General features: G+C 33.8%; 29 protein-coding genes. 23 read left to right on the plus strand and 6 right to left on the minus strand.

The features are described from left to right. Positions 1 to 279 precede the first annotated feature (279 nt). The 8 genes from cyoE to HWV59_RS10855 all read left to right on the plus strand — a co-directional run bounded on the left by cyoE (position 280) and on the right by HWV59_RS10855 (position 7,681). On the plus strand, positions 280 to 1,209 hold the full coding sequence (gene cyoE / locus HWV59_RS10820) for a heme o synthase (protein ID WP_102229576.1): 930 nt from the start codon (positions 280 to 282) through the stop codon (positions 1,207 to 1,209). Between the two features lie 99 nt (positions 1,210 to 1,308). Continuing rightward, positions 1,309 to 2,388, plus strand: coding sequence for a cytochrome c oxidase subunit II (coxB, locus tag HWV59_RS10825; protein ID WP_102229920.1), 1,080 nt, complete (start codon positions 1,309 to 1,311; stop codon positions 2,386 to 2,388). Positions 2,389 to 2,420: 32 nt separating this feature from the next. After that, positions 2,421 to 4,286, plus strand: coding sequence for a cytochrome c oxidase subunit I (gene ctaD / locus HWV59_RS10830; protein ID WP_102229577.1), 1,866 nt, complete (start codon positions 2,421 to 2,423; stop codon positions 4,284 to 4,286). Beyond that, the gene (gene ctaE / locus HWV59_RS10835; RefSeq protein ID WP_102229578.1) at positions 4,286 to 4,912 is read left to right on the plus strand and encodes a cytochrome c oxidase subunit III; all 627 of its coding nucleotides are present in this window, start codon (positions 4,286 to 4,288) and stop codon (positions 4,910 to 4,912) included. Before ctaD ends, ctaE begins: the two co-directional genes overlap by 1 nt. Before the next feature lie 4 nt (positions 4,913 to 4,916). Then, positions 4,917 to 5,249 (plus strand): cytochrome c oxidase subunit IVB, encoded by a 333-nt coding sequence (gene ctaF, locus HWV59_RS10840; RefSeq protein ID WP_102229579.1) that lies wholly within the window; start codon positions 4,917 to 4,919, stop codon positions 5,247 to 5,249. A 177-nt stretch (positions 5,250 to 5,426) separates the two neighbouring features. After that, positions 5,427 to 6,335: a cytochrome c oxidase assembly factor CtaG gene (ctaG, locus tag HWV59_RS10845; protein ID WP_175638833.1), complete on the plus strand. Its 909-nt coding sequence runs from the start codon at positions 5,427 to 5,429 to the stop codon at positions 6,333 to 6,335. A gap of 66 nt (positions 6,336 to 6,401) precedes the next feature. Beyond that, entirely contained in the window at positions 6,402 to 6,869 is a 468-nt protein-coding gene (locus HWV59_RS10850; protein ID WP_175638834.1) for a DUF420 domain-containing protein, read from the plus strand. Positions 6,870 to 7,168: 299 nt separating this feature from the next. Further along, entirely contained in the window at positions 7,169 to 7,681 is a 513-nt protein-coding gene (locus HWV59_RS10855; RefSeq protein WP_102229582.1) for a GNAT family N-acetyltransferase, read from the plus strand. A gap of 183 nt (positions 7,682 to 7,864) precedes the next feature. Here the strand turns inward: HWV59_RS10855 and HWV59_RS10860 are convergent, their stop codons facing one another. After that, the gene (locus HWV59_RS10860; protein WP_102229583.1) at positions 7,865 to 8,224 is read right to left on the minus strand and encodes a YugN family protein; all 360 of its coding nucleotides are present in this window, start codon (positions 8,222 to 8,224) and stop codon (positions 7,865 to 7,867) included. 786 nt (positions 8,225 to 9,010) lie between these two features. On the opposite strand from HWV59_RS10860, the gene HWV59_RS10865 reads away from it, so the two are divergent. Continuing rightward, positions 9,011 to 10,084, plus strand: a complete 1,074-nt coding sequence (locus tag HWV59_RS10865) for a CAP domain-containing protein (protein ID WP_102229921.1) — start codon at positions 9,011 to 9,013, stop codon at positions 10,082 to 10,084. A 106-nt stretch (positions 10,085 to 10,190) separates the two neighbouring features. Here the strand turns inward: HWV59_RS10865 and HWV59_RS10870 are convergent, their stop codons facing one another. After that, positions 10,191 to 10,676 (minus strand): PaaI family thioesterase, encoded by a 486-nt coding sequence (locus HWV59_RS10870; protein WP_102229584.1) that lies wholly within the window; start codon positions 10,674 to 10,676, stop codon positions 10,191 to 10,193. Between the two features lie 162 nt (positions 10,677 to 10,838). On the opposite strand from HWV59_RS10870, the gene ylbD reads away from it, so the two are divergent. The 5 genes from ylbD (at position 10,839) to HWV59_RS10895 (ending at position 13,040) form a co-directional block, all read left to right on the plus strand. Beyond that, on the plus strand, positions 10,839 to 11,237 hold the full coding sequence (gene ylbD, locus HWV59_RS10875) for a YlbD family protein (protein ID WP_102229585.1): 399 nt from the start codon (positions 10,839 to 10,841) through the stop codon (positions 11,235 to 11,237). Between the two features lie 26 nt (positions 11,238 to 11,263). Then, on the plus strand, positions 11,264 to 11,503 hold the full coding sequence (locus HWV59_RS10880; protein WP_102229586.1) for a YlbE-like family protein: 240 nt from the start codon (positions 11,264 to 11,266) through the stop codon (positions 11,501 to 11,503). Between the two features lie 99 nt (positions 11,504 to 11,602). Then, positions 11,603 to 12,034 carry a hypothetical protein gene (locus HWV59_RS10885; RefSeq protein WP_142385601.1) on the plus strand — a complete coding sequence of 144 codons (432 nt, stop codon included), beginning with the start codon at positions 11,603 to 11,605 and terminating at the stop codon, positions 12,032 to 12,034. 77 nt (positions 12,035 to 12,111) lie between these two features. Next, complete coding sequence (locus HWV59_RS10890; protein WP_102229588.1) at positions 12,112 to 12,555, plus strand: YlbF family regulator; 444 nt, start codon at positions 12,112 to 12,114, stop codon at positions 12,553 to 12,555. A gap of 212 nt (positions 12,556 to 12,767) precedes the next feature. Then, positions 12,768 to 13,040: a YlbG family protein gene (locus HWV59_RS10895; RefSeq protein ID WP_078434449.1), complete on the plus strand. Its 273-nt coding sequence runs from the start codon at positions 12,768 to 12,770 to the stop codon at positions 13,038 to 13,040. A 77-nt stretch (positions 13,041 to 13,117) separates the two neighbouring features. Here HWV59_RS10895 and HWV59_RS10900 read toward each other — a convergent pair whose 3' ends face one another. Beyond that, entirely contained in the window at positions 13,118 to 13,507 is a 390-nt protein-coding gene (locus HWV59_RS10900; protein WP_102229589.1) for a DUF7147 family protein, read from the minus strand. Between the two features lie 559 nt (positions 13,508 to 14,066). Between HWV59_RS10900 and rsmD the strand changes: the two genes are divergently transcribed. Together rsmD and coaD are read left to right on the plus strand one after the other, a co-directional pair. Then, entirely contained in the window at positions 14,067 to 14,648 is a 582-nt protein-coding gene (gene rsmD / locus HWV59_RS10905; RefSeq protein ID WP_102229590.1) for a 16S rRNA (guanine(966)-N(2))-methyltransferase RsmD, read from the plus strand. Next, entirely contained in the window at positions 14,641 to 15,126 is a 486-nt protein-coding gene (coaD, locus tag HWV59_RS10910; protein ID WP_175638835.1) for a pantetheine-phosphate adenylyltransferase, read from the plus strand. Before rsmD ends, coaD begins: the two co-directional genes overlap by 8 nt. A 35-nt stretch (positions 15,127 to 15,161) precedes the next feature. On the opposite strand, the gene ylbJ is transcribed toward coaD, so the two are convergent. Further along, complete coding sequence (gene ylbJ, locus HWV59_RS10915) at positions 15,162 to 16,385, minus strand: sporulation integral membrane protein YlbJ (RefSeq protein WP_102229592.1); 1,224 nt, start codon at positions 16,383 to 16,385, stop codon at positions 15,162 to 15,164. A 352-nt stretch (positions 16,386 to 16,737) separates the two neighbouring features. Here ylbJ and HWV59_RS10920 point away from each other — a divergent pair, with 352 nt between their 5' ends. Together HWV59_RS10920 and HWV59_RS10925 are read left to right on the plus strand one after the other, a co-directional pair. Continuing rightward, on the plus strand, positions 16,738 to 17,538 hold the full coding sequence (locus HWV59_RS10920; protein ID WP_102229593.1) for a patatin-like phospholipase family protein: 801 nt from the start codon (positions 16,738 to 16,740) through the stop codon (positions 17,536 to 17,538). Then, positions 17,528 to 18,556: a SepM family pheromone-processing serine protease gene (locus HWV59_RS10925; RefSeq protein WP_102229594.1), complete on the plus strand. Its 1,029-nt coding sequence runs from the start codon at positions 17,528 to 17,530 to the stop codon at positions 18,554 to 18,556. Before HWV59_RS10920 ends, HWV59_RS10925 begins: the two co-directional genes overlap by 11 nt. 42 nt (positions 18,557 to 18,598) lie before the next feature. Here the strand turns inward: HWV59_RS10925 and HWV59_RS10930 are convergent, their stop codons facing one another. Next, positions 18,599 to 19,822, minus strand: a complete 1,224-nt coding sequence (locus HWV59_RS10930) for a nucleotidyltransferase (protein WP_102229595.1) — start codon at positions 19,820 to 19,822, stop codon at positions 18,599 to 18,601. A 271-nt stretch (positions 19,823 to 20,093) separates the two neighbouring features. Here HWV59_RS10930 and HWV59_RS10935 point away from each other — a divergent pair, with 271 nt between their 5' ends. From HWV59_RS10935 to HWV59_RS10945, 3 genes are all read left to right on the plus strand, one after another. Then, the gene (locus HWV59_RS10935) at positions 20,094 to 20,612 is read left to right on the plus strand and encodes a YceD family protein (protein WP_102229596.1); all 519 of its coding nucleotides are present in this window, start codon (positions 20,094 to 20,096) and stop codon (positions 20,610 to 20,612) included. An 85-nt stretch (positions 20,613 to 20,697) separates the two neighbouring features. Beyond that, on the plus strand, positions 20,698 to 20,871 hold the full coding sequence (gene rpmF / locus HWV59_RS10940) for a 50S ribosomal protein L32 (RefSeq protein WP_102229597.1): 174 nt from the start codon (positions 20,698 to 20,700) through the stop codon (positions 20,869 to 20,871). Between the two features lie 377 nt (positions 20,872 to 21,248). Next, the gene (locus tag HWV59_RS10945) at positions 21,249 to 21,875 is read left to right on the plus strand and encodes an RsfA family transcriptional regulator (RefSeq protein ID WP_175638836.1); all 627 of its coding nucleotides are present in this window, start codon (positions 21,249 to 21,251) and stop codon (positions 21,873 to 21,875) included. Positions 21,876 to 21,976: 101 nt separating this feature from the next. On the opposite strand, the gene HWV59_RS10950 is transcribed toward HWV59_RS10945, so the two are convergent. Continuing rightward, positions 21,977 to 22,441 carry an N-acetyltransferase gene (locus tag HWV59_RS10950; protein ID WP_102229599.1) on the minus strand — a complete coding sequence of 155 codons (465 nt, stop codon included), beginning with the start codon at positions 22,439 to 22,441 and terminating at the stop codon, positions 21,977 to 21,979. Positions 22,442 to 22,706: 265 nt separating this feature from the next. On the opposite strand from HWV59_RS10950, the gene HWV59_RS10955 reads away from it, so the two are divergent. Beyond that, on the plus strand, positions 22,707 to 23,585 hold the full coding sequence (locus HWV59_RS10955) for a 2-dehydropantoate 2-reductase (protein ID WP_175638837.1): 879 nt from the start codon (positions 22,707 to 22,709) through the stop codon (positions 23,583 to 23,585). Positions 23,586 to 23,597: 12 nt separating this feature from the next. After that, entirely contained in the window at positions 23,598 to 23,990 is a 393-nt protein-coding gene (locus tag HWV59_RS27520; protein WP_102229601.1) for a DUF3397 family protein, read from the plus strand. Positions 23,991 to 24,056 lie beyond the last annotated feature (66 nt).

A 24,056-nucleotide genomic window follows, 5' to 3' on the forward strand; every position in this document is an offset into this window, starting at 1 on the left:
TATTACAATTTCTCGTTTCACAATTTCGACATAAATACTTCATAAATTGTTCACAATTGATAGGGGAATTATGTTTTAATATCAAGTAGACCATTTTTAAATCATCATTTTTTTAGTATCATAAGATGTAGAAAATCAGGATGTTGGAACCGCCTTCAAAAGTGCTGTCTATTAATGTTAATTATGAAAGATCATTTTAATATGTAGTAGATAGTATTTTAACTTTAAGTGCTTACTCTAAAGTAAATGAGGGAATGAAGGAGGTAAGGAGGTATAAAGTTGGCTAATACAAAAGCTTTGGATGATGCGACTGTTAAACATCATTCAAATGATATAGAGGAAACAACATTATGGAAAGATTTCCTCTCACTAATAAAGGTAGGGATTGTAAATTCCAATGCAATTACTACATTCACTGGTATCTGGCTAGCACTTTATTTTAGTGATAAAAGTTTTTTATCAAATATAGATGTTGTCTTATTTACTTTAATAGGCTCATCTCTTGTAATTGCTGGATCATGTGCAATTAATAATTATTATGACCGTGATATCGACTATTTGATGGAAAGAACTAAAGACAGACCGACAGTCACAGGGAAAATGAATCCACTACATGCATTATGGGTAGGAATATTACTCTTAACTATAGGATTTGCTCTTATGCTTATGACAACATTAACCGCTACAATTATTTCGTTAGTTGGAGTTGTCACTTACATATTTCTCTATACAATGTGGTCAAAACGTCTTTACACTATTAATACAGTGATTGGTAGTATAAGTGGTGCTGTACCACCACTTATAGGATGGGCGGCAATTGATTCCAACTTAAGTGTTATGGCCTGGGTGCTGTTTTTAATTATGTTTATTTGGCAGCCACCACATTTCTTAGCATTGGCGATGAGAAGGACAGAGGAGTATCGCGCTGCGAAAATTCCAATGCTTCCGGTTGTTCATGGCTTTGATATAACAAAACGTCAAATCATGGTTTGGATTGTATGTCTCCTACCTCTACCGTTCTATTTATATGAACTGGGAACTGGTTTTCTTATCTTGGCAACATTGTTAAATGTAGGTTGGATTATTATTGGAATAAAAGGCTTTAAAAACAAAGAGTTGGAATTGAAGTGGGCAACAAAAATGTTTGTGTACTCGATTAACTATTTAACAATTCTGTTTGTATCAATGGTTCTTTTTACCATTGTTTAATCTTTAAATTCTTTCTTAATAAGAATTTATTTATAAAGAGTTCCTGTACTTTAACATGATAGGAATTTTAAATTAATGAAAGAGGGGTTTGATTTAGCTATGAGAAAATGGCTGACAAAGTGGCGTCTATTATCACTATTTGCCTTAATGACGCTTGTCTTGGCCGGCTGTGGTGAACCGTTTCTTTCCACGCTAAAGCCTGCTGGTGAAGTAGCGGATATGCAATATGACCTAATGGTGTTAAGTACACTTATAATGGTTGTAGTCATTGCAGTCGTAACAGTAATCTTCGTTTACGTTGTCATTAAGTTCCGTAGACGTAAAGGAGAAGAGAACAACATTCCTGTACAGGTTGAAGGGAATCATAAGCTAGAAATCATTTGGACTGTTATTCCTATTCTTTTACTTCTTGTCTTATCTGTTCCAGTTGTTTCTGCAACATTTAAACTTGCGGAAGTAGATGCAATCGATGATGAGAATCGTAAGCCTGAAGATGCGATCGTTGTTAACGTTCGTGCTAATCTTTATTGGTGGGAATTCGAATATCCTGACTACGGAGTCATCACTAGTCAAGATTTAATTGTTCCAACTGATGAAAAAGTCTACTTTAACTTGATTGCATCAGATGTTAAGCACTCATTTTGGATTCCATCCGCAGGTGGTAAGATGGATACTAACGTAGACAATGTCAACCAAATGTGGTTGAAATTTGACTCAGAAAGAGCTGACCAAGCTGGCGAGTATTTCTATGGAAAATGTGCTGAACTATGTGGACCTTCACATGGACTAATGGATTTTAAAGTAAAAGCAATTTCTAGAGACGAGTTTGACCAATGGGTCTCTGATATGAAAAATTCAAAAGCAGTTGCATCAACTGACTTAGCTGTACAAGGTGAGCAATTGTTTGAGGAAAAAGGCTGTATCGCTTGTCATGCTGTTTCTCCAACAGACGAAAGACCTGCTGCAGCAAGAACTGCTCCTAACTTAGCAACATTTGGTGAACGCGCACGTGTAGCTGGTGTGCTTGAGCATAATGAAGAAAATGTTCGCAAATGGTTAGAGGATCCAGAGACATATAAGCCTGCTAATAAAATGACAGGAACTTATGATAAATTAACTGATCAAGAGCTTGATGCTCTAACAGAATATTTAATGGGATTAAAAGTCTCTACTAATTAATTTTTGAGCAAAATGAAAAGGGAGGTAACACTGTGAGCACGTTAACTCAGAAAAAAGGGGTCGGTGCGACAATTTGGGACTACTTAACAACAGTAGATCATAAGAAAATCGCCATCCTTTACCTGATATCCGGTGGCTTCTTCTTCCTTGTTGGTGGATTAGAAGCAATGCTGATCCGCATTCAGCTAGCGATTCCGAATAATGATTTTGTTAGTGCCGGGTTATATAACGAAATATTAACCATGCACGGAACAACAATGATATTTCTAGCTGCAATGCCGTTATTATTCGCATTAATGAATGCGGTTGTACCATTACAAATTGGTGCTCGTGATGTAGCATTTCCATTTTTAAACTCTTTAGGTTTTTGGTTATTCTTCTTTGGAGGAGTTTTCTTAAACTTGAGCTGGTTCTTAGGTGGAGCACCAGATGCAGGTTGGACTTCATATGCATCTCTTGCATTAGAATCACCAGGTCATGGTGTTGATTTTTACTTACTAGGCTTACAGGTTTCAGGTTTAGGTACATTGATTGCAGGGATTAACTTCCTTGTCACAATTATTAATATGCGTGCACCTGGAATGACATATATGCGTATGCCATTATTTACTTGGACTACATTTGTTGCATCTGCACTTATTTTATTTGCTTTCCCTGCATTAACAGTAGGTTTAGCATTCTTAATGTTTGATCGATTATTTGGTACTGCATTCTTCGATCCTGCATTAGGAGGAAATACAGTTATTTTCGAACATATCTTCTGGATTTTCGGACATCCTGAAGTATATATCTTGATTTTACCTGCATTTGGTATTTTCTCAGATATACTTCCGGTATTTGCTAAAAAGCGCTTGTTCGGATATTCATCAATGGTATTTGCAACTGTATTGATTGGATTTCTAGGATTCATGGTTTGGGCTCACCACATGTTTACGACAGGTTTAGGGCCAATTGCTAACGCTATTTTCGCTGTTGCTACAATGGCTATTGCAGTTCCAACCGGAATAAAGATTTTTAACTGGTTATTTACTATTTGGGGTGGATCCATTCGTTTCTCATCACCAATGGTATGGTCAGTTGCATTTATCCCTACATTCGTAATGGGTGGAGTAACAGGAGTAATGCTTGCTGCAGCTGCAGCCGACTATCAGTACCATGATAGTTACTTCGTAGTCGCTCACTTCCACTATGTAATCGTAGGTGGGGTAGTATTCTCATTATTTGCTGGTGCTATCTATTGGTGGCCAACAATGTTCGGTAAAATGTTAAATGAAAAATTAAATATGGTGATCTTTGTACTATTCTTTACTGGATTCCATTTAACGTTCTTTATTCAACATTTCTTAGGTTTAATGGGTATGCCACGTCGTGTATTTACTTTCTTACCTGGTCAAGGTTTAGATACAGGTAACTTTATTAGTACAATTGGTGCTTTCTTAATGGCAGCAGCGACTATTCTTTTACTTCTAAATATCGTAGTGACTGCTGTTAAAGGTAAAAAGGTTGGAAGAGATCCTTGGGGAGAAGGTCGTACGTTAGAGTGGGCAATTTCTTCACCTCCTCCAGAATATAACTTTAAACAAACTCCACTAGTACGTGGATTAGATCCATTATGGATTGAAAAGATGGAAGGTAATAAAGAAATGACACCAGCTGAACCACTTGGCGACATTCATATGCCTAATGGTTCAATCTTACCGTTTGTAATGTCATTTGGTTTATTCATCGTTTCATTTGGATTAATGTACCGTGAAGATCACATTTGGGCACTTCCTGCGATATTTATTGGTTTCATTATTACGTTTGGATGTATGTTCTTGCGTTCTGTTATTGATGACCACGGATATCATATCCATAAAGAAGATCTACTTAATGAAGATAAAGGGGGGAAAGCATAATGGCATCTGTTGAAGAAAAATTAACAGCTGAAAATTTTCCTGCTGCGCCTGAAAAAGCTACCCTCGAAGGAAAGAATAAATTTATAGGATTTTGGTTATTTCTAGGTGGAGAAACAGTATTGTTTGCAACACTTTTTGCAACATTCTTAGCTTTAAGGGAATCAACCGCAGGTGGTGCAACAACTCAAGAGCTTTTTGAGATTCCACTTGTATTTGCTGCAACTATGTTACTTTTAACTTCGAGTTTAACAAGTGTATATGCTATGTATCACATGAAAAACTTTAACTTTGGAAAAATGCAGTTGTGGTTGATTATTACTGTACTTCTAGGTCTAGCCTTCCTAATCCTGGAGATCTATGAGTTCAATCACTATGTTCATGAGTTTCACTTCACAATTACTGGAAGTGCACTTGGTTCATCTTTCTACACTTTAGTTGGAACACACGGACTTCACGTTGCTTTTGGTCTTCTTTGGATCACTACACTTATTGTTAGAAACGCAAAACGTGGAATAAGCTTGTATAATGCACCTAAATATTATGTAGCAAGTTTATACTGGCACTTTATTGACGTAGTTTGGGTGTTCATTTTTACAGTTGTATACTTAATGGGAATGGTGGGATAAACTGATGGCAAATAATCATAATTCAGCAAACCCTAAAGTAGACTTAGCCTATCGACGTAAGAAAAATGCAGAAGATATGAAACACCAAGTCATTACTTTTGGGATGATGATCTTCTTAACAATTGTTGCTTTTATCGCAGTAGGGTATGATGGAATTGGAGAATGGTTTAAGATTCCATTTATTATTACTCTTGCGGTGATACAGGTTATTTTTCAACTTTATTATTTCATGCATATGAGCCACAAAGGTCATGAAACTCCGGCGTTATTCTTATTTTCTGGAGTAGGGGTTGCAGCCTTAACAGTATTAACATTTGTTACTATTATTTGGTGGTAAGTATAATAAAAGAGCAATTAGCAAATGAATGCTAATTGCTCTTTTTTATGATAAAAAAAATCCATAACTGAAGACAAACTTAGAATGTTATTACAACTCGATTTGTCATAGAACGTTCATTGATACAAAATTCGTGGAAGTGTATAATATTCTCTGAAGGACTAGCTAAGGAGCTGAATGAACATGAGCTTTGATATATTTGGATTTCGTGCTTTATGGAGTCCTTATTTTCTTATTGTGATATTATTAATTACTGCGCTCTATTTTATGATTATTGGACCTTGGAAAGGGAAATTTAAGGGAAGCTCACCTGTGCCTATTAAACAACAGCTACTATTTGTTTCGGCAATTCTGTTTCTTTACATTAGTAAAGGTAGCCCTGTTGATCTTTTAGGACATATAATGTTTAGTGCACATATGACTCAGATGGCTATTCTATATTTAGTTGTTCCGCCTCTACTTATATTAGGAATTCCTAATTGGCTTTGGAAAACAATTCTATATCGGCCAATAATAAAACCTGTTATGGAAGTTTTTACCAATCCAATTGTCGCGCTGATATTGTTTAATGGGATTTTTTCTCTCTATCATGTTCCATTAATATTTGATTTTGTGAAAACAGATTCATTTTATCATTCAATCATGACAACGCTTATTTTTTTAGGAGCAATGTGTATGTGGTGGCCTTTACTTACTACATTACCAGATTGGAAGTCACTTTCTGGTATTAAAAAGGTTGGGTATATTTTTGCTGATGGTGTTTTATTAACTCCAGCTTGTGCACTTATAATTTTTGCAAATGACCCGCTATATTTAACTTACTCCGAGCCACAGGCATGGTTAAATGCACTTCAATTATGTGTGCCTGCTGATACCTTATCTGGTTTAAATCTAACTGGTCCGGAAATGTTTAACACACTACCTCTTGTTGAGGATCAACAACTTGGTGGAGTCCTTATGAAAATCATTCAGGAAATTGTATACGGGTCAATTCTTGCCTATATATTCTTCCAATGGGCTCGTAGAGAAAGGGAGAAGGATGAAATGGAGATAAGTAAAAACTTCTCACCTGATCCGATTAAATAGAAATGTTTAAGGGCTGACAAACTGTTCGTCAGCCTTTACATATGTTAAAACAGAAAGGATACATTTATGAATACATCATTACCTATTTTACCTACTATAAGTACATCATTTATCGTGCTTAGCGCAATATTAGTTGCAATCGGATGGTATCTAATAAAACAGCGTAAAATTGAAGCTCATATGAAAGTTATGTTCTTTGCTGCAATTGCGGCCATCATTTTCTTTATTATATATGCCTCTAGAACAGTTTTTATTGGTAACACAGCATTTGGTGGTCCAGATGACATTAAAATTTACTATACGATTTTTCTTATTTTTCATATCACATTAGCAACAGTTGGAGCAGTATTAGGTATTGTATCTTTAATTACCGGCTACAAAAAAAACTACCAAAAGCATCGGAAACTTGGACCAGTAACAAGTATAGTGTGGTTTTTTACGGCTATTACAGGTGTAGCTGTATATTTGCTTTTATATGTTTTTTATCATGGAGGAGAAACAACTTCAGTAATTAAAGCAATATTAGGGTTTTAAACATATTTCCAAGGTGGTTTAGAATAAAATATTCTAAACCTTTTTTTTATCCTTTAGGAAGTTATAAAATTCTGTACTGTGGATAGCGTTTCGACTCAAAATGTAAAGTTCTGCGAAAAGTTACGAATGCTTTCGTCATAAGGACTTGGCGATAAACAAAATTATTCGCAATATTGAATAATTTTTAATGACCTTTTTTAGAGAGGATGAAATTTTTCGTTTTTATCTTTCATTTTGTCAGGTTGTGTTTTACTTTTTACTCACATGGTTGACCTAATTCAAAGAGGGGAGAGGATGGTTTGATTGAAATTTTAACAAATCGGTTAATGATTATTCCCTGTTCTCTTGATATTGCTAAGTCATTAGTTTTCCATCGGAAAGAACTTAATAAACGTTCTCCCATTGATATCCCGACAAGTTGGCCGTCTGCTTTTGTGCGGGGATTCTTACCTTATTATATTGAGGGATTAGAAAAAGACGAAAAAGATTTAGATTGTGGAGTTTGGATGATTATATTATATGAACAGAAAAAAATTATTGGAGACATCGTTATGCAAGGAAAGCCAGTTCAGAAACAGAATGTAAGATTAACGTATCATATTGAGGAAGAGACAACAGATGAAACAATTGCATATGAAGCGATTGATGCATTTATTGACTGGCTATCATATCAGATGGCTGTTAAAAAGGTTGTAATGGAATGTGAGGTACAGGACAAAGAATCTATCCGTCTATTTGATAAATTAGGTTTAATTTGTACAAACAAAGATGGTGAATTTTTTACTTGGGAAATTCAGAAAGATGAGGTATAAAAAAGAAAGAGAGAATGATTCTCTTTCTTTTACTTAGTCTGTTTTCGCTTAACTTACTTAATGGTAAAAAAGACAGTTAAATTAACCTAATTAAAAGTACTGTATGTTAAATTTTAAAAAATAAAAAAGCATGGACTAGTCCTTTGCTTTTTTACTTTATCATTGAATAATAATCGGTAAATTTTATGATTGAACTTTTTTTAGTTCTTCCGCTACCTGTGAAAGTATGTTCTTGCTAGTGCTTACAACTGCAGATGGAAAATCTTCACCTTCTCCATATTCAACGCCATGTGGATAATAATGTTTGCCAAGAAGAGGTGTAATTAATTTTACTACAGCATGTCGACCACCAATATCTCCTTCAACAGCATATGCTTGTACACGAAGGTAATAGATTTGACCTTTTGTTTCAATCTTGCGGTCATATGTAACTCGCTCATAATCCCATTGCCCTGCAAGAACTAAACCATTATCATCCATAATTTCATCTAAACGAGATAAGTCTATAGTAATACCCTCTAGACCTGTATCTTCCATTCTCATATAATTTCCCTCCTAAAGCCTTTTCACGTAATTAATTATAGCTTAAATCAATGCAAAAGTTAAAGTGAAACTTCTATGATTGGGAAATGTTTTCCTTCCCAATCATAGTTAGTTGACCTTATCAGACCATTACTGGCAGTTATGGAGGGGGAAAAATACGTGATAAATGACAAATAAGATAAAAAATGCTCGATTATAAATAAAATATATTTACTGCCAGTTATTGGTGTGGAAAAGTGAAACTTCTATGATTGGGAAATGTTTTCCTTCCCAATCATAGTTAGTTGACCTTATCAGACCATTACTGGCAGTTATGGAGAGGGAAAAGTTTATTAAAAGTATAATTACTTACTTAGATAAAGTGAAATAATATGAAAGGCTCCCTTCGCTAAGATTGTTGCTTATGGATATTTTTTTACCTAAGGAGTGGAGCGCAATGGAACGAACTAATTTTTATATCGATAACTGTATAAAAAAACGAAAGGTCTGCGAAAAGTCGCTTATGAAAAGAACAATTAGTTAAGCGCACTTTAAATATAACCTGTTTAAGTGCTTTTTATATCACTATTAACACTCTTTTTTGGTACAATTAAGGTAAAAGATTTGATCACATGTATTTGATGCTCTATACATGAATGTTTTAGATTTATGCTTCGTGGTAATAATTATACAAAAGGTTCCATGCTAAAGTATTTGCAACAGGTAGAAATGGATATCTAGAATATCTAATCTACTATTTCATATAATGATAGAACAGCAGAAGGTTAATACAAGGAGGTGGGCACGCTGAAGATTATCATTAGGACTATTATTATTTTTGTTATCATTTTTTTAAGTTATACATTATTTATTTATTATGGACAATACACTCCGAAAGAGCAACATGAGGAAGAAAATGTACAAATCTCAAACGAGGAATTAACCAACTCAGAAGAAGATCATTTAAATGTGGAGAAGGAATCAGTCCCAAGTGAAGGTGTTTTGTCTTTAATGGAAAAATCTTCAGAGGAAATTACGGCAATATTGGGTGAGCCTGATCGTATTGACCCTTCAGCATACGACTATGATTGGTGGATCTATGAAAAATCTGAGAATGAATATATTCAAATTGGTGTACTGAATCAAAGAGTAGTTTCGGTCTATGCAATTGGCAGTGAAGTAGATGTGAAACCTTTTCAAATTGGACAATCAGTGCAGGAAGTGTTTAAAATTAAACCAGTTACTTCTACACTCACATTAGAGTATGAAGGCAACTCCTATCGGTTTGAATTATCAGAAGAAGATATAAATACCAGACCGACAATAAAGATTGGTGATTTATATGTTCAGTTATATATTGATAAGTTTGATGGCATACTTTCCAGCATTCGTGTATTAGACGCTGAAACTTTTATTAAACAGAGATCCTATGAAGTGACTTATCGTGGTAATTTAATAAAGCCACAAGAAATACCGGAGGAAAAATGGGAGAGAATAGAGAGCGGTGCTGAACAACAAATATTGTCGATTACAAATATGCTTCGTAATCGACATGGTTTAGAAAAAGTAAAATGGGATGAAAATACTTCAGAGGTTGCTTTTTTGCACAGTAAAGATATGAAAGAGAATAACTATTTCTCACACGAATCTCCTACCGAGGGAAGTCTTGTCAACAGGTTATCAAAACAAGATATTAACTATCAAATGGCTGGGGAAAACATAGCTGCACAATATGTTGATGGAATTGCGGCCAGTGAGGGATGGTTAAATAGTAAGGGACATCGTGAAACATTATTGAATAAAGAATTTACTCATTTAGGTGTTGGAGTAGATGGTCTATACTACACACAGAATTTTATAACTACCTGGGACCGAAACTAAAAAAGGTGTCAATTCATAGCCATATCTTAAGTTGATATGGTTAAATTGACACCTTTTTGGTTTATTAAAAGTCTTTGTTTAAAAGACATGAGTAAGCACTTTGTTATTATCTGCTTATAATAAAGAAGCTAGCTGTACTATGAGCAATAAGAGTGCCATCATCTCTGAATACCTTACCTTCCGTGACAACAGTTTTATTCCCTTTGTGAATCACACTTGAAATACAAGATAATTCTTTACCAACGCCAGGAGCTACGTAATTAATTTTAATTTCGGTTGTGACAGCAGCTTTATCAGGCGGAAGGATGTAATGAACAAGTCCACCCATTGCTGAGTCAAGCAATGTAGCTGTAATCCCCCCATGAACAATATTTAATGAGTTTTGTATAATAGGTGTATTCGGTATTTTAATTCGAAACTGTTGATCTTTGTATTCTGAGTTAGCATGAAGGAGAGCACCTATATATGATCCTTGTTCATGATATTGTTTTTTCTTCAATCCATTTAATAATAATTCAATTACATATTGATCTTCCTCATTTGCATTGTTAATAACTTCATTTGAAAGTTGTAACAGTTTCTCTTTTTTCATGTTATTACCTCTCCTTTTTAGATAGTGTTATTTTACCAAATATTTCATTTGTTTTTCAATTCTACCTCTAAAAATTAAATGATTTCTAAAAAGATTGGGCGAACACAATTAGTATTTAGTAAATAAGATAATATAGGCAAATGTATCAACGAGGTGAGGAAAATGGCATCGAAAAAAATTCATCCATCTGTTCAGCAATTCAAAGATTTTGTGAAAAAGCATCCACAGATTATTCAAGAAGTAAGAAAAGGAAATAAAGATTGGCAGGAAGTGTTTGAGGATTGGTACTTACTCGGTGAAAATGATGTGATTTGGCAACAATATAAAGCTGAACAATCTAATGAGACAGAAGAGAGCGAAGCAACAAGTAAAGCTGATTTTATGAGTCAAATACTCACTGCTGTAAAGAAAATGGATATGAACACTGTTAATCATCATCTAACAAATATGAGTAGTACTATTTCAACATTGCAAGGGCTATTTGATCAATTTGGCTCGAAAGGTTCAGGTCAAAGCTCATCTGGCTCAAGTCAACACCCTTTTTCATTTAGAAAAGATTGAAAAGCGATTTTCGATAGGAGGAAACTATGAGAAAGGATGTCCAAGAATACATTCGAGCAAACGAAGAGCGCATAAAGTTTATTAGAGAACAACCTCATTGGTATAGAAAACTGTCAAGAAACCCGGATGAACTTGATTCAATGGAATTAAATATGATGAATTATTATCAAAAAACAATTCCTCACAGGGTTCAACAGTTTCATAACTCAGTTCAAATGGCATCTATGATGATCGCGATGTTTCAATCTATGAGACAGCAAGATTAAAACAAAGCTGCTTATGTTTTTTTTAGATCTAATTTCCATAAAACGATTCATGTTTTTATAAGTCTCTGTAAACAATAAAGATAAAGGAGGCTGTTAATGATGAGTCGTTTTATTTTATTTTTCTTATGTTTTGTTTTGGTATTATCAGGTTGTGTAGAGGACAAGCCTAGACCAGAAGGCAACGCGAGTGTTGTGCCACTTCAAATATTGGATACATCACAATCAGCGATTGAAGCTGTTAGTCTAAAACAGTCTGAAAAATTAGTTGTTCATCACCATGTAAGTGGTCAGAATATATATGTGGAGTGTTTTATTCCTTCTTTCACGTTTAAGGAAAAAGGAGGAAGCAAGGTTGATGGAGAAGGCCATATAATTGTATATGTTGACGGAGAAAGAGTTGATGAAATCTCTACAGCTGCATTTATTTTAAAAGGATTAAAACAGGGAAAACATCAACTTGCGGTTGAAGTTGTTCATAATGATTCTACTCGTTATAATTTGGAAAAATCATGGGAGGTTTACATTAAATAACGATGAAGGTAAGGAACCTATTGTTTTTCATTTTCTGTCATTCATGTTAGAATGAAAAATGGAGGTGCTTAAACTCTATGTTTGTTACATTAGAAAATACGATGATAGTGGATCATGCAGAACAACTTGCAAATCTGATCCTTCAATCAGAAGTTGTTGAGGAGTATCGTCGTAGTTACGATATATTAAAAAATAATAAAGAAGCACAGCAACTAATTAGTGAATTTACGAAAATTAAGGATTTATATGAAGATGTTCAACGCTTCGGCAAATATCATCCTGATTATCGAAAAATTACAAAAGAGTTGCGGGATGTTAAAAGAATTTTAGATTTAAATGAACATGTAGCTAATTTCAAAAAGGCAGAAAATGAAGTCCAATCTCTCCTCGATGAGATCAGTGTTCAAATAGGTCAAGCCGTCTCTGTGCATATTAAAGTTCCTACAGGAAACCCATTTTTTGAATCGAGCTGTAGTGGAGGCTGTGGTACTGGCGGGAGCTGTGGCTGTAAAGTATCTTAAAACGAGTCTTGTACTCGTTTTATTTTTTATCTTAAATTTTATGGATAATAGTATAAAAGACTAAGGCAATTGCCATTAGGATTTGGCGCAAACCAAGTTTTTCTAATTATTTTTGTCTAAATATTGTTTGACGTAAAAATTTTTGCTAGAATTTTTATAGTTATATAATAAATAATTATACCTTCTGTTTAGATAAAAAAGGGAGAATGAGTATGTTTGAAAAGCGTCAAGGTATTGTGGTTTGGCTTCATACACTAAAGCAATTAAAAATGCTTAGGAAGTTCGGAAATGTACACTATGTATCGAAACGATTAAAATATGTTGTTTTGTATTGCAACATGGATGTTGTGGAGCAAACGATTCAAAGGCTGTCATCGTACTCGTTTGTTAAACATGTTGAACCTTCTTATAAACCATTTCTAAAGCTGGAATTTGAATCAAAGGTGGATAAAGCAAAAGAATACGATTATAAGATAGGATTATAAAATAAAGAGAATGAATGAAGGGAAAGTTACCTTCATTCATTCTCTTTTTTCGATTGCAACTAACATCAAATGAAGCGTTACTGTAATGGTGATATGATATGATTTAAGCGGAAAATTCCAATTAAGTATTGGTAGAATAGGTCCTTTTCATTAAACATAGATGAAGGTTTTACATCTATTTCGATGATTTGTTTTTGTAAATATTCAGCAAGATCTTTAAATAATTCATAACGTTTGTTTGGAGTAATATTTGGATTAGGAATACCTTCTCGGCATAAATAAAGAGCTTGAAATTTTCCGGGATCTGTTGGTTGCATGATAACGACAAGTGAGGTAACATCTTTCGTATCTATTTTTGTATGTAAAGCTAATAACTGTGTAACACGGTTCTGGTTATGTCTGGATGTTTCTATTAACTCATAAATATCTGAATACCCTTCACCAAGTTCAATAAATCGTTGAATCATAAATATCCCCCTAAAGATTTCTAGCCTTTTCTTCTTGTAATCGAATATCAATATAGCATGAACCAGTTAAAAAGTTAAGAGGTTAGTTCTATATTATTAAGATCAGTGATAGATGATGAAGTGTTTCCTTTGTAAAAAAAAACCCTACAGATAAATTCTGTAGGGTCCTTCAATACCTTTTTCTAAAGGCTGAAGGCAAAGGGAGAGGAGAAACCGGAGGAAGAACTTATGGGGAAACGTAAGTCTTCTCCGCGGTTGGCAACAACATCAACGAATCGATGTTGTTAATACTCATTATCACCAATTCATCTATCAGTATACATGAATGCGAAAATTTTCTTGAAACATATTAAAAATATAGTTTTGAATGCTATTAGCAATGTAATAGTCACGAAAGGAAATGATTGTATCATATAGAATGGCTGTGGTAGGATAAAGTGAATCTTTAAAGTGGATATTCCATATTATTTCAGTTGTAGTTATCTTTGATAGGTGAAAAGCCTTGAAAAATTAAATACAAATGTTGAAAAGTAAAATTTATAAGTAGTGGTGAAACAGAATGAGAGTTGTATCAGGAAATTTTAAAGGTCGACAGTTAAAAGCTGTACCAGGTGTGACAACAAGACCAACAACCGACAAAGTAAAAGAAGCTATTTTTAATATGGTAGGTCCTTATTTTGAGGGAGGATATGCATTAGATCTTTTTGCTGGAAGTGGTGGCTTAGGCATTGAAGCACTAAGTAGAGGAATTGAGAAATGTGTGTTTGTTGATCGTGAGCAGAAAGCAATCCAAACGATACATAAAAATTTAGAATTATGCCAGATAGAAGCAGCCAGTTTTGAAGTATATCGAAATGATGCTGAACGAGCTCTAAAAGCAATCATAAAAAGAGGTATTCAATTTCAATTAGTCTTTTTAGATCCACCGTATAAGCAACAAAAATTGAAAGCGCTTATTAACATATTGAGTGAAAATAATGTCATGAATGAAAATGGCTTTATTATAACAGAACATGGATCAGATGTTCAACTTGAGGAAGAGATTGGACATTTTATAAAAGAAAAGTATGAAACATATGGAATGAGTTCAATTTCAATTTATAAGTTTAATAAAAAAGGGGGAGAAATAGGCAATGAGTAGCATTACTGTATGTCCAGGAAGTTTTGACCCAATTACTTTCGGACATTTAGACATAATAAAAAGAGGAGCAAAGGTTTTTGACCAAGTATATGTTTGTGTACTTAACAATTCTTCAAAGCAGCCCCTTTTTTCGGTTGAAGAGCGCTGTGAACTGATCCGGGAGGTTACAAAAGAGATCCCAAATGTTGTAGTCGAATCGTATAAGGGTTTATTAATAGATTATGTTCGCGAAAAAAATGCTCAGGCTATTTTGCGCGGGTTACGAGCAGTATCGGATTTTGAATATGAAATGCAAATCACGTCAATGAATCGAGTGTTGGATGAAAATATTGAAACATTTTTTATGATGACAAATAATCAATACTCTTTTTTAAGTTCAAGCATTGTAAAGGAAGTAGCAAAATACAAAGGTGATATTTCTGAATTAGTGCCAGACGTTGTGGAGATAGCACTTAAAAATAAATTTTCTAAAAAGTAAAAGGTGAGGGACGCCCCTCACCTTTTACTTTATAATTAACTTGTTTTTGTAAAAACATTTCTTTTACTATATAGAAAAATATACAATAGCAGGGAAAGTATTGTAATAAGTGGACCGCTGTGAACAATCATTTCCCAATACTCTTTAGCCCAATCTGGTCCATGTTTCATAATCATAACAGGTAGTTCGTTAGTATTAAACGATTGTAAGTTCAGATATAGCGGGTTAAAAAGTAGAAAAGTGATAAAGGATGAATAAACACCCTGCAATATTCTTGCAAAAAAGAAAGGTTTAAATCGAATATCAGTATCAGCCAATATGCTAGCTACTTGTGCTTGTATGGATAATCCACCAAAGGCTAAGATAAAGCTTGCGATCATAACTTTATCAAGTAAACTAGCATCTGTTTCACTCACAAGTTGATTTCCGAGAGTTATTTCAAAAATTCCTGTTATTAGAGGAACACTAAGATCTGCAGTAATATGAAATAGGGCTAAAGCACCTGAAAAAACAATACCAATTAGTTGTGTAACATGGATAATGGCTAATATTTTATTAAATACTGAAAAAAGAATAATAAATCCACCAATCATTAATAAAGTTTGGATGGAAGATATAACAGCATCACCAAGCATTTTTCCAAGCGGTCGTGTTTCTTTAACTCTTGTTGAATGAAGTTCTTTAAAGGCTTGTGCAGGAGAGGGGATAAGTCTCTTTTTCTCTGTTTTAAGGGAGTCATCAGAATGACCATAGAACCTCATCGTAAGACCGACACCAAGGTTTCCTAAATAGTGTGAGGCAGCTAACAAAATACCAAGTGAAGGTTTATCAAAAAAGCCTACTGCAACTGCACCGAAAATAAACAAAGGGTTTGACGAGCTTGTAAATGAAACTAATCGCTCTGCTTGTATTGATGTAAGTTGTTTCTCTTGCCTCATTCTTGCAGTTAGTTTCGCACCTGCCGGATTACCAGAAGCCATCCCCATTGCCCATACAAATCCACCAACGCCGGGAACTCGGAAAATAGGTCTCATTAATGGTTCTAATAAAACACCGATGAATTTTACAACTCCAAACCCGATAAGAAGTTCTGATACAATAAAAAAAGGAAGCAAAGATGGAAAAACAACTTCCCACCATATTGTTAATCCTCTTATAGAAGCATCAAGTGATTCCTTAGGATTGAGAATAATTGCAATAGTTAAACCACTTATAAAAATGGCTATGAACAATGTTTTTAGTTTTGATGTAAAACTCAAAATATGACGCCTCCTAATTTTAACACAATCTTATAAAGAACAAGTTTTAAGAAACGGAACTTCAAGTGTTTGTACATACCTTATTAATTCAATATACGTAAATAGGTGTAGATTTTAGACCAGAAGATTGTTTCATTTGTTTATACATTAGTTTTAAAATGCATGAATAATATAGTTCTAATTAGAAAAACTTGGCTTGTCGCCCAAGTCCTAATGAAGAAAGTCTTTTTTTAAAATACTATCATCTGTTAAATTTTTATACTTTCTGATAGTACATACAATATGTTGACTATAAGTGCTTAAATTACGTAAGTAATACTTGATAATCATTTATCGGTAAGGAGGGGTCACTCTGAAACGTGAACCTAAAATTGGACTAGCGCTTGGTTCGGGTGGTGCAAGAGGTTTCGCACATTTAGGAGTATTAAAGGTGTTAAAGGATGAGGGTATTCCCATTAATCTTATTGCAGGTAGTAGTATGGGGGCGTTAGTAGGGAGCTTCTATGCTGCTGGAATTAGTTTGGAGAGGTTATATCAATTTGCTTTAGCATTTAAAAGAAAATATTATTTGGATTATACAGTCCCTAAAATGGGGTTTATTTCTGGAAACCGTGTCAAAGAACTTATTCGATTATTTACTCATCAGAAAAACTTTGAGGAACTAGATATACCTGTTGCAGTTGTTGCGACAGATTTATATGATGGAAAAAAGGTTATATTTAATAGTGGTCCTGTTGCAGATGCTGTTCGAGCCAGCATTGCGATTCCTGGAATTTTTGTTCCTGAAAAGATTGATGGTAAACTGTTAGTTGATGGTGGTGTAGTCGACCGAGTGCCTGTGTCAGTTGTGAAATCTATGGGGGCTGATATTGTGATCGCAGTCGATGTATCACATGTGAAAAAAAATGAAGATATAACGTCAATCTTCGATGTGATTCTTCAAAGTCTGGATATCATGCAGGACGAACTTGTACACCATAGAGAGATTGCTTCTGATATTATGATCAGACCTCATGTTGAACAATTCAGCTCAAGAGCATTTACGAACATTAAAGAAATTATTGAGATAGGAGAATTAGAAGCAAAGCAACATATTCCTAAAATAAAAGATTTAATTGAGAAGTGGAAGGAGAATCACTCTGATGAAGAGTAGAACTATTTTGCGGTCCAGTTTGGTTTTGGCCATTATTTTGCTAATTATGTCATTTATTAAGCTACCTTTTTATATTACCCAACCTGGTATGGCGTCAGAACTAGAACCTATTATCAAAGTTGAAAACGGATTTGACGATGAAGAGGGAAGCTTTTCTTTAACGACAGTACGTTTTGGTCGTGCCAATCCTTTAACATATATGTGGGCAAAGCTGAATGAATTTTATTATATTCACCCTTTAGAAGAAATAAAGAGAGAAGACGAATCTGATAAAGAATATATGAACAGACAATTACATATGATGGAAGTTTCCCAAGAGTCTGCTATATCTGTTGCGTATCAAAAAGCAAATAAAAAAATAGACTATACATTCCATGGTATTTATGTAGATGGAGTCATAAAAAATATGCCCGCTTCATCAAAATTAAAGGTCGGTGATCGTATTTATAAAGTAGATTCACTAGAGTTTCAAACAGCTGAAGAATTTATTGATTATGTAGCAAAAAAGAAAGAAGGCGAGGAAGTGACCATAACCTATGAAAGAGATGGGAAACAAGACAAAACAAATATAACATTGGCATCATTTCCAGATCAACCTGAAAAAATAGGATTGGGCATTTCACTAGTGACTGATCGACAAATGGATGTAGAGCCTAAAATTGAACTGCAGACTGAGGAAATAGGTGGACCTTCAGCTGGTCTAATGATGTCACTGGAAATTTTCAACCAATTAACAGAAGGTGACTTAACGAAAGGCTACAAGATTGCTGGCACTGGTACGATAAACGCTGAAGGAGAGGTTGGACCAATTGGTGGTATATCACAGAAAATTGTTGCGGCTGACAAAGAGGGAATGGACATATTCTTTGCACCAAATGAACAAGGGGTTCCAACATCTAATTACAACGAGGCTATTGAAACTGGAAAGAAAATCGGCACGGAAATGAAGATAATACCTGTTGACACGTTTGATGAAGCAATTAAATATTTAAATGATTTACAGGGAAAGAATTTCTAACAAAATATGAAGTTAAATTAAGAGATAGGGATTCCCTGTCTCTTAATTTTTATTAAACCGAATAGGAGGTGTTGCAAATTCTTTTTGTAGTAGCTTAGTTCGTATAGGTTCAGGCATAATCATAAAATATGTATGTGCAGCCTTTATATCAAGATCTAATAGTGAATCTTGAGATGTCGAAAGCTTTGAGATAATTGGTAAGTTCACCTTTTTTTTATGTTCACTTAAATATTTCTGACCAATGTCTGACATTCCCAATAATCGAATATAAGAAGATTTTTGCATAGTTAACTTATTTATTTGACTTTTTGTCGTGTTAGTTAAAATATGTGTACATAGCCTTTGGAGTCTCGTCCAGGTGTACCTCTTTGTTTTAATTCTTTCCATAAAATTCTGAAAGCTTGTTGCTTTTTGGATATGTTGTTTTAACCGGTATTCAAGCCCCTCTTCTACTTCATAAATTGCATTGATATCATCTAAGCTCATTGTCATTATTCGATACTTTAAAAGCTGAAAGTAGCACTCCCACTGATGCAGAGACTTATATTTTTCCTCATAATTGTTTATTAATTTAAATGTTTGATCAGGTACATAAGCATCGATTTGAAGATTACCTGAAAAAATTGCTTTTCGTATACTAGTTGCGCTTGCAATAGTCGGCGAATGGAAGTGGAGATCATGATAGCCGGCAGACGTGCGCTTTATCGTTGTTGGCTTCATCTTAGAACGCTGATCATGTATAGCTTTTACATAATGATAACCTAAAATATTATTAGGTAATGATAGGTCTATATATGATGACTGATGCTCTCCGGAACAAAGGTTTTGGAAAGCTAGAGTTTGTGCTTTTGGATAGCTAACTCCTGTTTTCATATACTTTTGTATGAGTGCATCGTAATATTCATTTGATTGTGACAACAATTCGTTTGTTAATAAAAAAGGTTCGATTTTTCCTGCTTCACTCCCAAAACAAAGAAAATCACAATATAGCGCATCTAGTATTGATACGGCTCCATTTGCAAATGTTTCAGCCTTTTGGGTGGCGAATGCATATGGTAATTCAACTACAATGTCAACACCACTTGCAAGGGCCATTTCTGTTCTCGTCCATTTTGAGACAAGAGCTGGTTCTCCACGCTGTAAGAAATATCCACTCATAACCGCAATCACAACATCGGCATTCGTTATTTTTTTAGATTCATTTAAATGAAATAAATGTCCATTATGTAAAGGGTTATATTCAACAACAATTCCTAATACATTCATTTTCTCACCACATTTTACTATTAGTTCTAAACTTTACTTACTAACACAGTAACCAATTTCTTAACATTATATCTCATCTTGGTCGAAAAATTTTTCTAAAAATGGAATATATTAAAGAGAAATGTAAAAATACTAAAGATTATCATGTATTATAACTAATTTTATTTTGAAATAGAAAGAATATCATGTATACTTACACTGTAAAGAAAAAATATTGACAAATATTATTGCGAAGGCTATAATTACCTTTGTTGCCTTGAGGTGATATGTATTGAAATGGACAATTAGTCAGCTAAATCAATTGCAAAACAAGGGGTTAAAGATTGATGAGAAAATTGATCTAAGTGACTTGGTCAAAACCCATCCGGATATTCGAGACATTTCACCAGTAAATGTTAAAGGAAGAGCGGATATTAACTCGACCAAAGTTACGTTCCATTTATCAATTTCAGGTTCAATGGTTTTACCTTGTTCTCGAACTTTAGTGGATGTTCCATATCCATTTTCAATTGATACAACGGAAACTTTCTTACTAAAACCAACGGACTATGAAACGGAAGAGGATTTTTATCTTCCTGAGGGAGATTTAATTGATTTAATCCCTATTATTAAAGAAATCATAGTTGTTGAAATTCCTATGCAAGTGTTCTGTGATGATGTAACAAATGAAGAAGGTGCTGCTCCACAAGTTGGGAAAGACTGGGAAGTAATTTCTGAAGAAGATCAGAAAAACAAAGTTGATCCTAGGTTGGCTGGACTGGCAAAGTTCTTCGATAATGAAGAAAGCTAATTATTTATTTATAGCTTAATACCTGCGATTGAACCGGTTCTTATCGGTTTCTTTATGCGCAATGCTCTTTAAGGAGGTGGGAATAATGGCTGTACCTTTTAGAAGAACTTCTAAAACGAGAAAACGACTACGTCGTACACACTTTAAACTACAAGTACCTGGTATGGTAGAATGCCCAAGCTGCGGTGAAAGCAAACTAGCTCACCGTGTATGTAAAGCATGTGGAACATACAAAGGAAAAGATGTTGTTAGCAAATAATAAATTTGTAACAACTTAAAAAGCGTAAGAATCTTTGATTCTTACGCTTTTTATATGTGTAATTGTTATTAATTTTAAGTTAAATAGATATACACTATTCATTGCCAATCGATTATTTATATAATGAAGAACTAGTCATCAAAACATAACTATGTTTAAGAAATGCAGAATTGTTTGCAGGTGCGGAACACATCCAATTGTATGGCGATTGCTATTCATAAAAATGAGTGGTTAACTAAAAGTAATTTTCTACCTTTTTATTTATCAGAGGATAGATTTGTCCCCCTCTTTTTTCTTACATAATAGAGTGTAAATTAGTCTACTTAATCTAGTAGCTGCATATGTATAGAAAAAAGTAACTAATGGAGGGAGATATCATGACAACTACACGTCAAGACGCATGGACACATGATGAAGACTTATTGCTAGCAGAAGTTGTATTAAGGCATATTCGCGAAGGAGCTACCCAACTTGCAGCTTTTGAGGAAGTTGGCCGCAAATTATCTAGAACACCTGCTGCTTGTGGGTTTAGATGGAATTCTTATGTTCGCAAACAATATAAAACAGGTATTGAAGTTGCAAAGAAACAAAGAAAAGAACTTAGAATAAATACTACACAAGAAACACTCGATCAAGCCGAAGCTAATGATGAAGTAGCTAGTGAAGCTCCTGTACTACAACCAACTGTGCAATCAAAAAATACTATTAAAGAGCTTATTTCCTTTCTTCAACAATATGAGGAATCTCCATCTCTTGAAGTAGTTCAAGAGGAAAATAGTCAATTAAAAATAAAAATTCAAGGATTGGAAAGAAAAGTAGCAGAACTAATACAGGAAAAGCAATCTCTTGTGAATCATATACAAATAGTTGAAGAGGATTATCGTGCATTGATTGAAATTATGGATCGAGCTAGAAAAATGGTTATTCTTCAAGAAGATGAAAGAAGCAGAAAAGTTAAATTTCAAATGGATAAAAACGGTAATCTTGAAAGGGTAGAAAAGTAAAAAGGTATTAAAAATACAGCACGGAGAAGAAACTATTCTTCCGTGCTGTATTTTTATATGAACGTTTATCAAATACTTGTCTTCACTTCAAGAATAATTGATTATTGTTGGGTAGTACCAACTGGATACCATACTATTGGGTTTTCTCCTTTATCTCTATCCATATCATATTTGACTGGCTCAAAACCCAACTTTGACCAAAATTCACTTGATTTTATTCTAGGGTTTGTTTTGATCGGTAGTTGAAAAGATTTAGCATATTCAACAAGAGCTTTACCGTAGCCTTTTCCTTGGTAATTAGGCAGAACCTCAAGTTTCCATAGTTCTAAGTAATCTTGCTGTGGTTGGAAGTATTGATCAAATTTTTTGTCAACTTGATATAGGCTCATTCTTGCTACAAGCTTATCTCCAAAGTAAATTCCGTAAAATGGTGAGTTGCTGTCATCTTCAATTATGTTTGACTGTAGATCTTCCAGCATTGAAAGCTCTTGAATACCATATTCTTTAAATTTTTTAAATTCTTCTAAGGTTTTATAATTGACTAATAATCTTTCAACCTTTAACATAAATTTTCCCCCTTTATGTATTAATCTAAAAAGTTCATGTGAGATAGCTGAAAAAATAATAGGTAATACTATTATATCATGTAGTGCAGAATGCATGGTACGAAAATGATTAAACGCTTCCATGGTTGTGTTTTTTAAAAACATGATAATATAGGCAAAATTCTAGTATAAATATTAATTTTTTTGATATGATGATGCTGATTAGTGTTTTTTAAAATTTTTATCAAAATTCGGCAAGGTGTTAATTTTGTAAGTAGGTGACATTATGGAAATTGGAATTATTGGGGCGGGTTCATTGGGGCTTCTTTATTCTTACTATCTATCTAAAAAGCATAAAGTAACTCTATATACAAATCGACAAGAACAAGCTGATCAAATTAATAACCTAGGAATCCATATGGTTAAAGGAAGCATTAGTGATAGAGCCATTGTGCATGCAACAGCTAAAAAAAGTTATAAGGAGTCTATACTTATTATAACTGTAAAGCAATATCAATTAGATTCAATCATAAACGTTCTAAAAATGCTTAGTCCTAGAACTATTGTGTTTCTGCAAAATGGCATGGGACATATTAGTCGATTGAATTCTTTGCTAGATCATCGTGTTATAGTCGGGATAGCCGAGCATGGAGCTTTAAAGTCAGATGAACATATCGTTCATCATACAGGAGAAGGTATGACAAAGCTCGCAGCTTATCAACATCAAGCCGAGATTGTTCAAAACTTAAGTTTTTTAGAAAAAGATCAAATAAATCATTTTCCCTTTGAATTTTTGTCAGAGTGGGAAAAAATGTTAAATGAAAAATTGGTTGTAAATGCTACTATTAATCCATTAACAGCTGTTTTACGAGTGAAAAATGGTGAATTAATGTCGAATATGTATTATAAAAAGTTATTCTATGAGCTTTTTAAAGAAGTAATATCAATTCTTGAGATGGAAAAAAGGAAAGAATTATGGGATCATGTGAGTGGAATCTGCTTGAAAACAGCTGAAAATGAGTCATCTATGTTTCGGGATGTTCAACATCATCGCCAAACAGAAATTGATTCAATTTTAGGGTATCTAATTTTAAATGCTGGTGGAAAAAACATCCCTCATGTATCATTTCTTTATAATGCAATAAAAGGGATTGAAAGCAGGTAGAGAGGTGGATATATGGGTGGTTTCATAAACTGGATTATTTCAATATTGATTACACTTCCGATAATAAGTGTGTTTTTGCTTTATATAGTGATACGAATATTTATAGATAACAAAAGAAAGTCAATTCTTTTATCAATCGATCTTTCAACGATTTTTTTTATTTTATCAGTTCATTTTCATTTTATCACTATTTTTGAAAAATCATTTTTAGTTTTTATCATCATTGGAATAGGTTGTATAATGCTATTCTTTTATAATGTTGAAAAAAAGAAGTCCAAAAGTCCTTCTATAAAAAAGGTAGCAAGAAGCACATTGAGATTATCATTTTTATTTTTTGTTACATGTTACATAATTTTAACTGTATGCGGGTTTACATCTGGCCTCATAAAAAACATATTACTTTAATAAAGATTTTAAGAATTAAAAATAACTCAAATTGAAATTGAAACAACATAAGATTTTAATCGGGAA

Source organism: Metabacillus schmidteae (assembly GCF_903166545.1).
GTDB classification, from domain to species: domain Bacteria; phylum Bacillota; class Bacilli; order Bacillales; family Bacillaceae; genus Metabacillus; species Metabacillus schmidteae.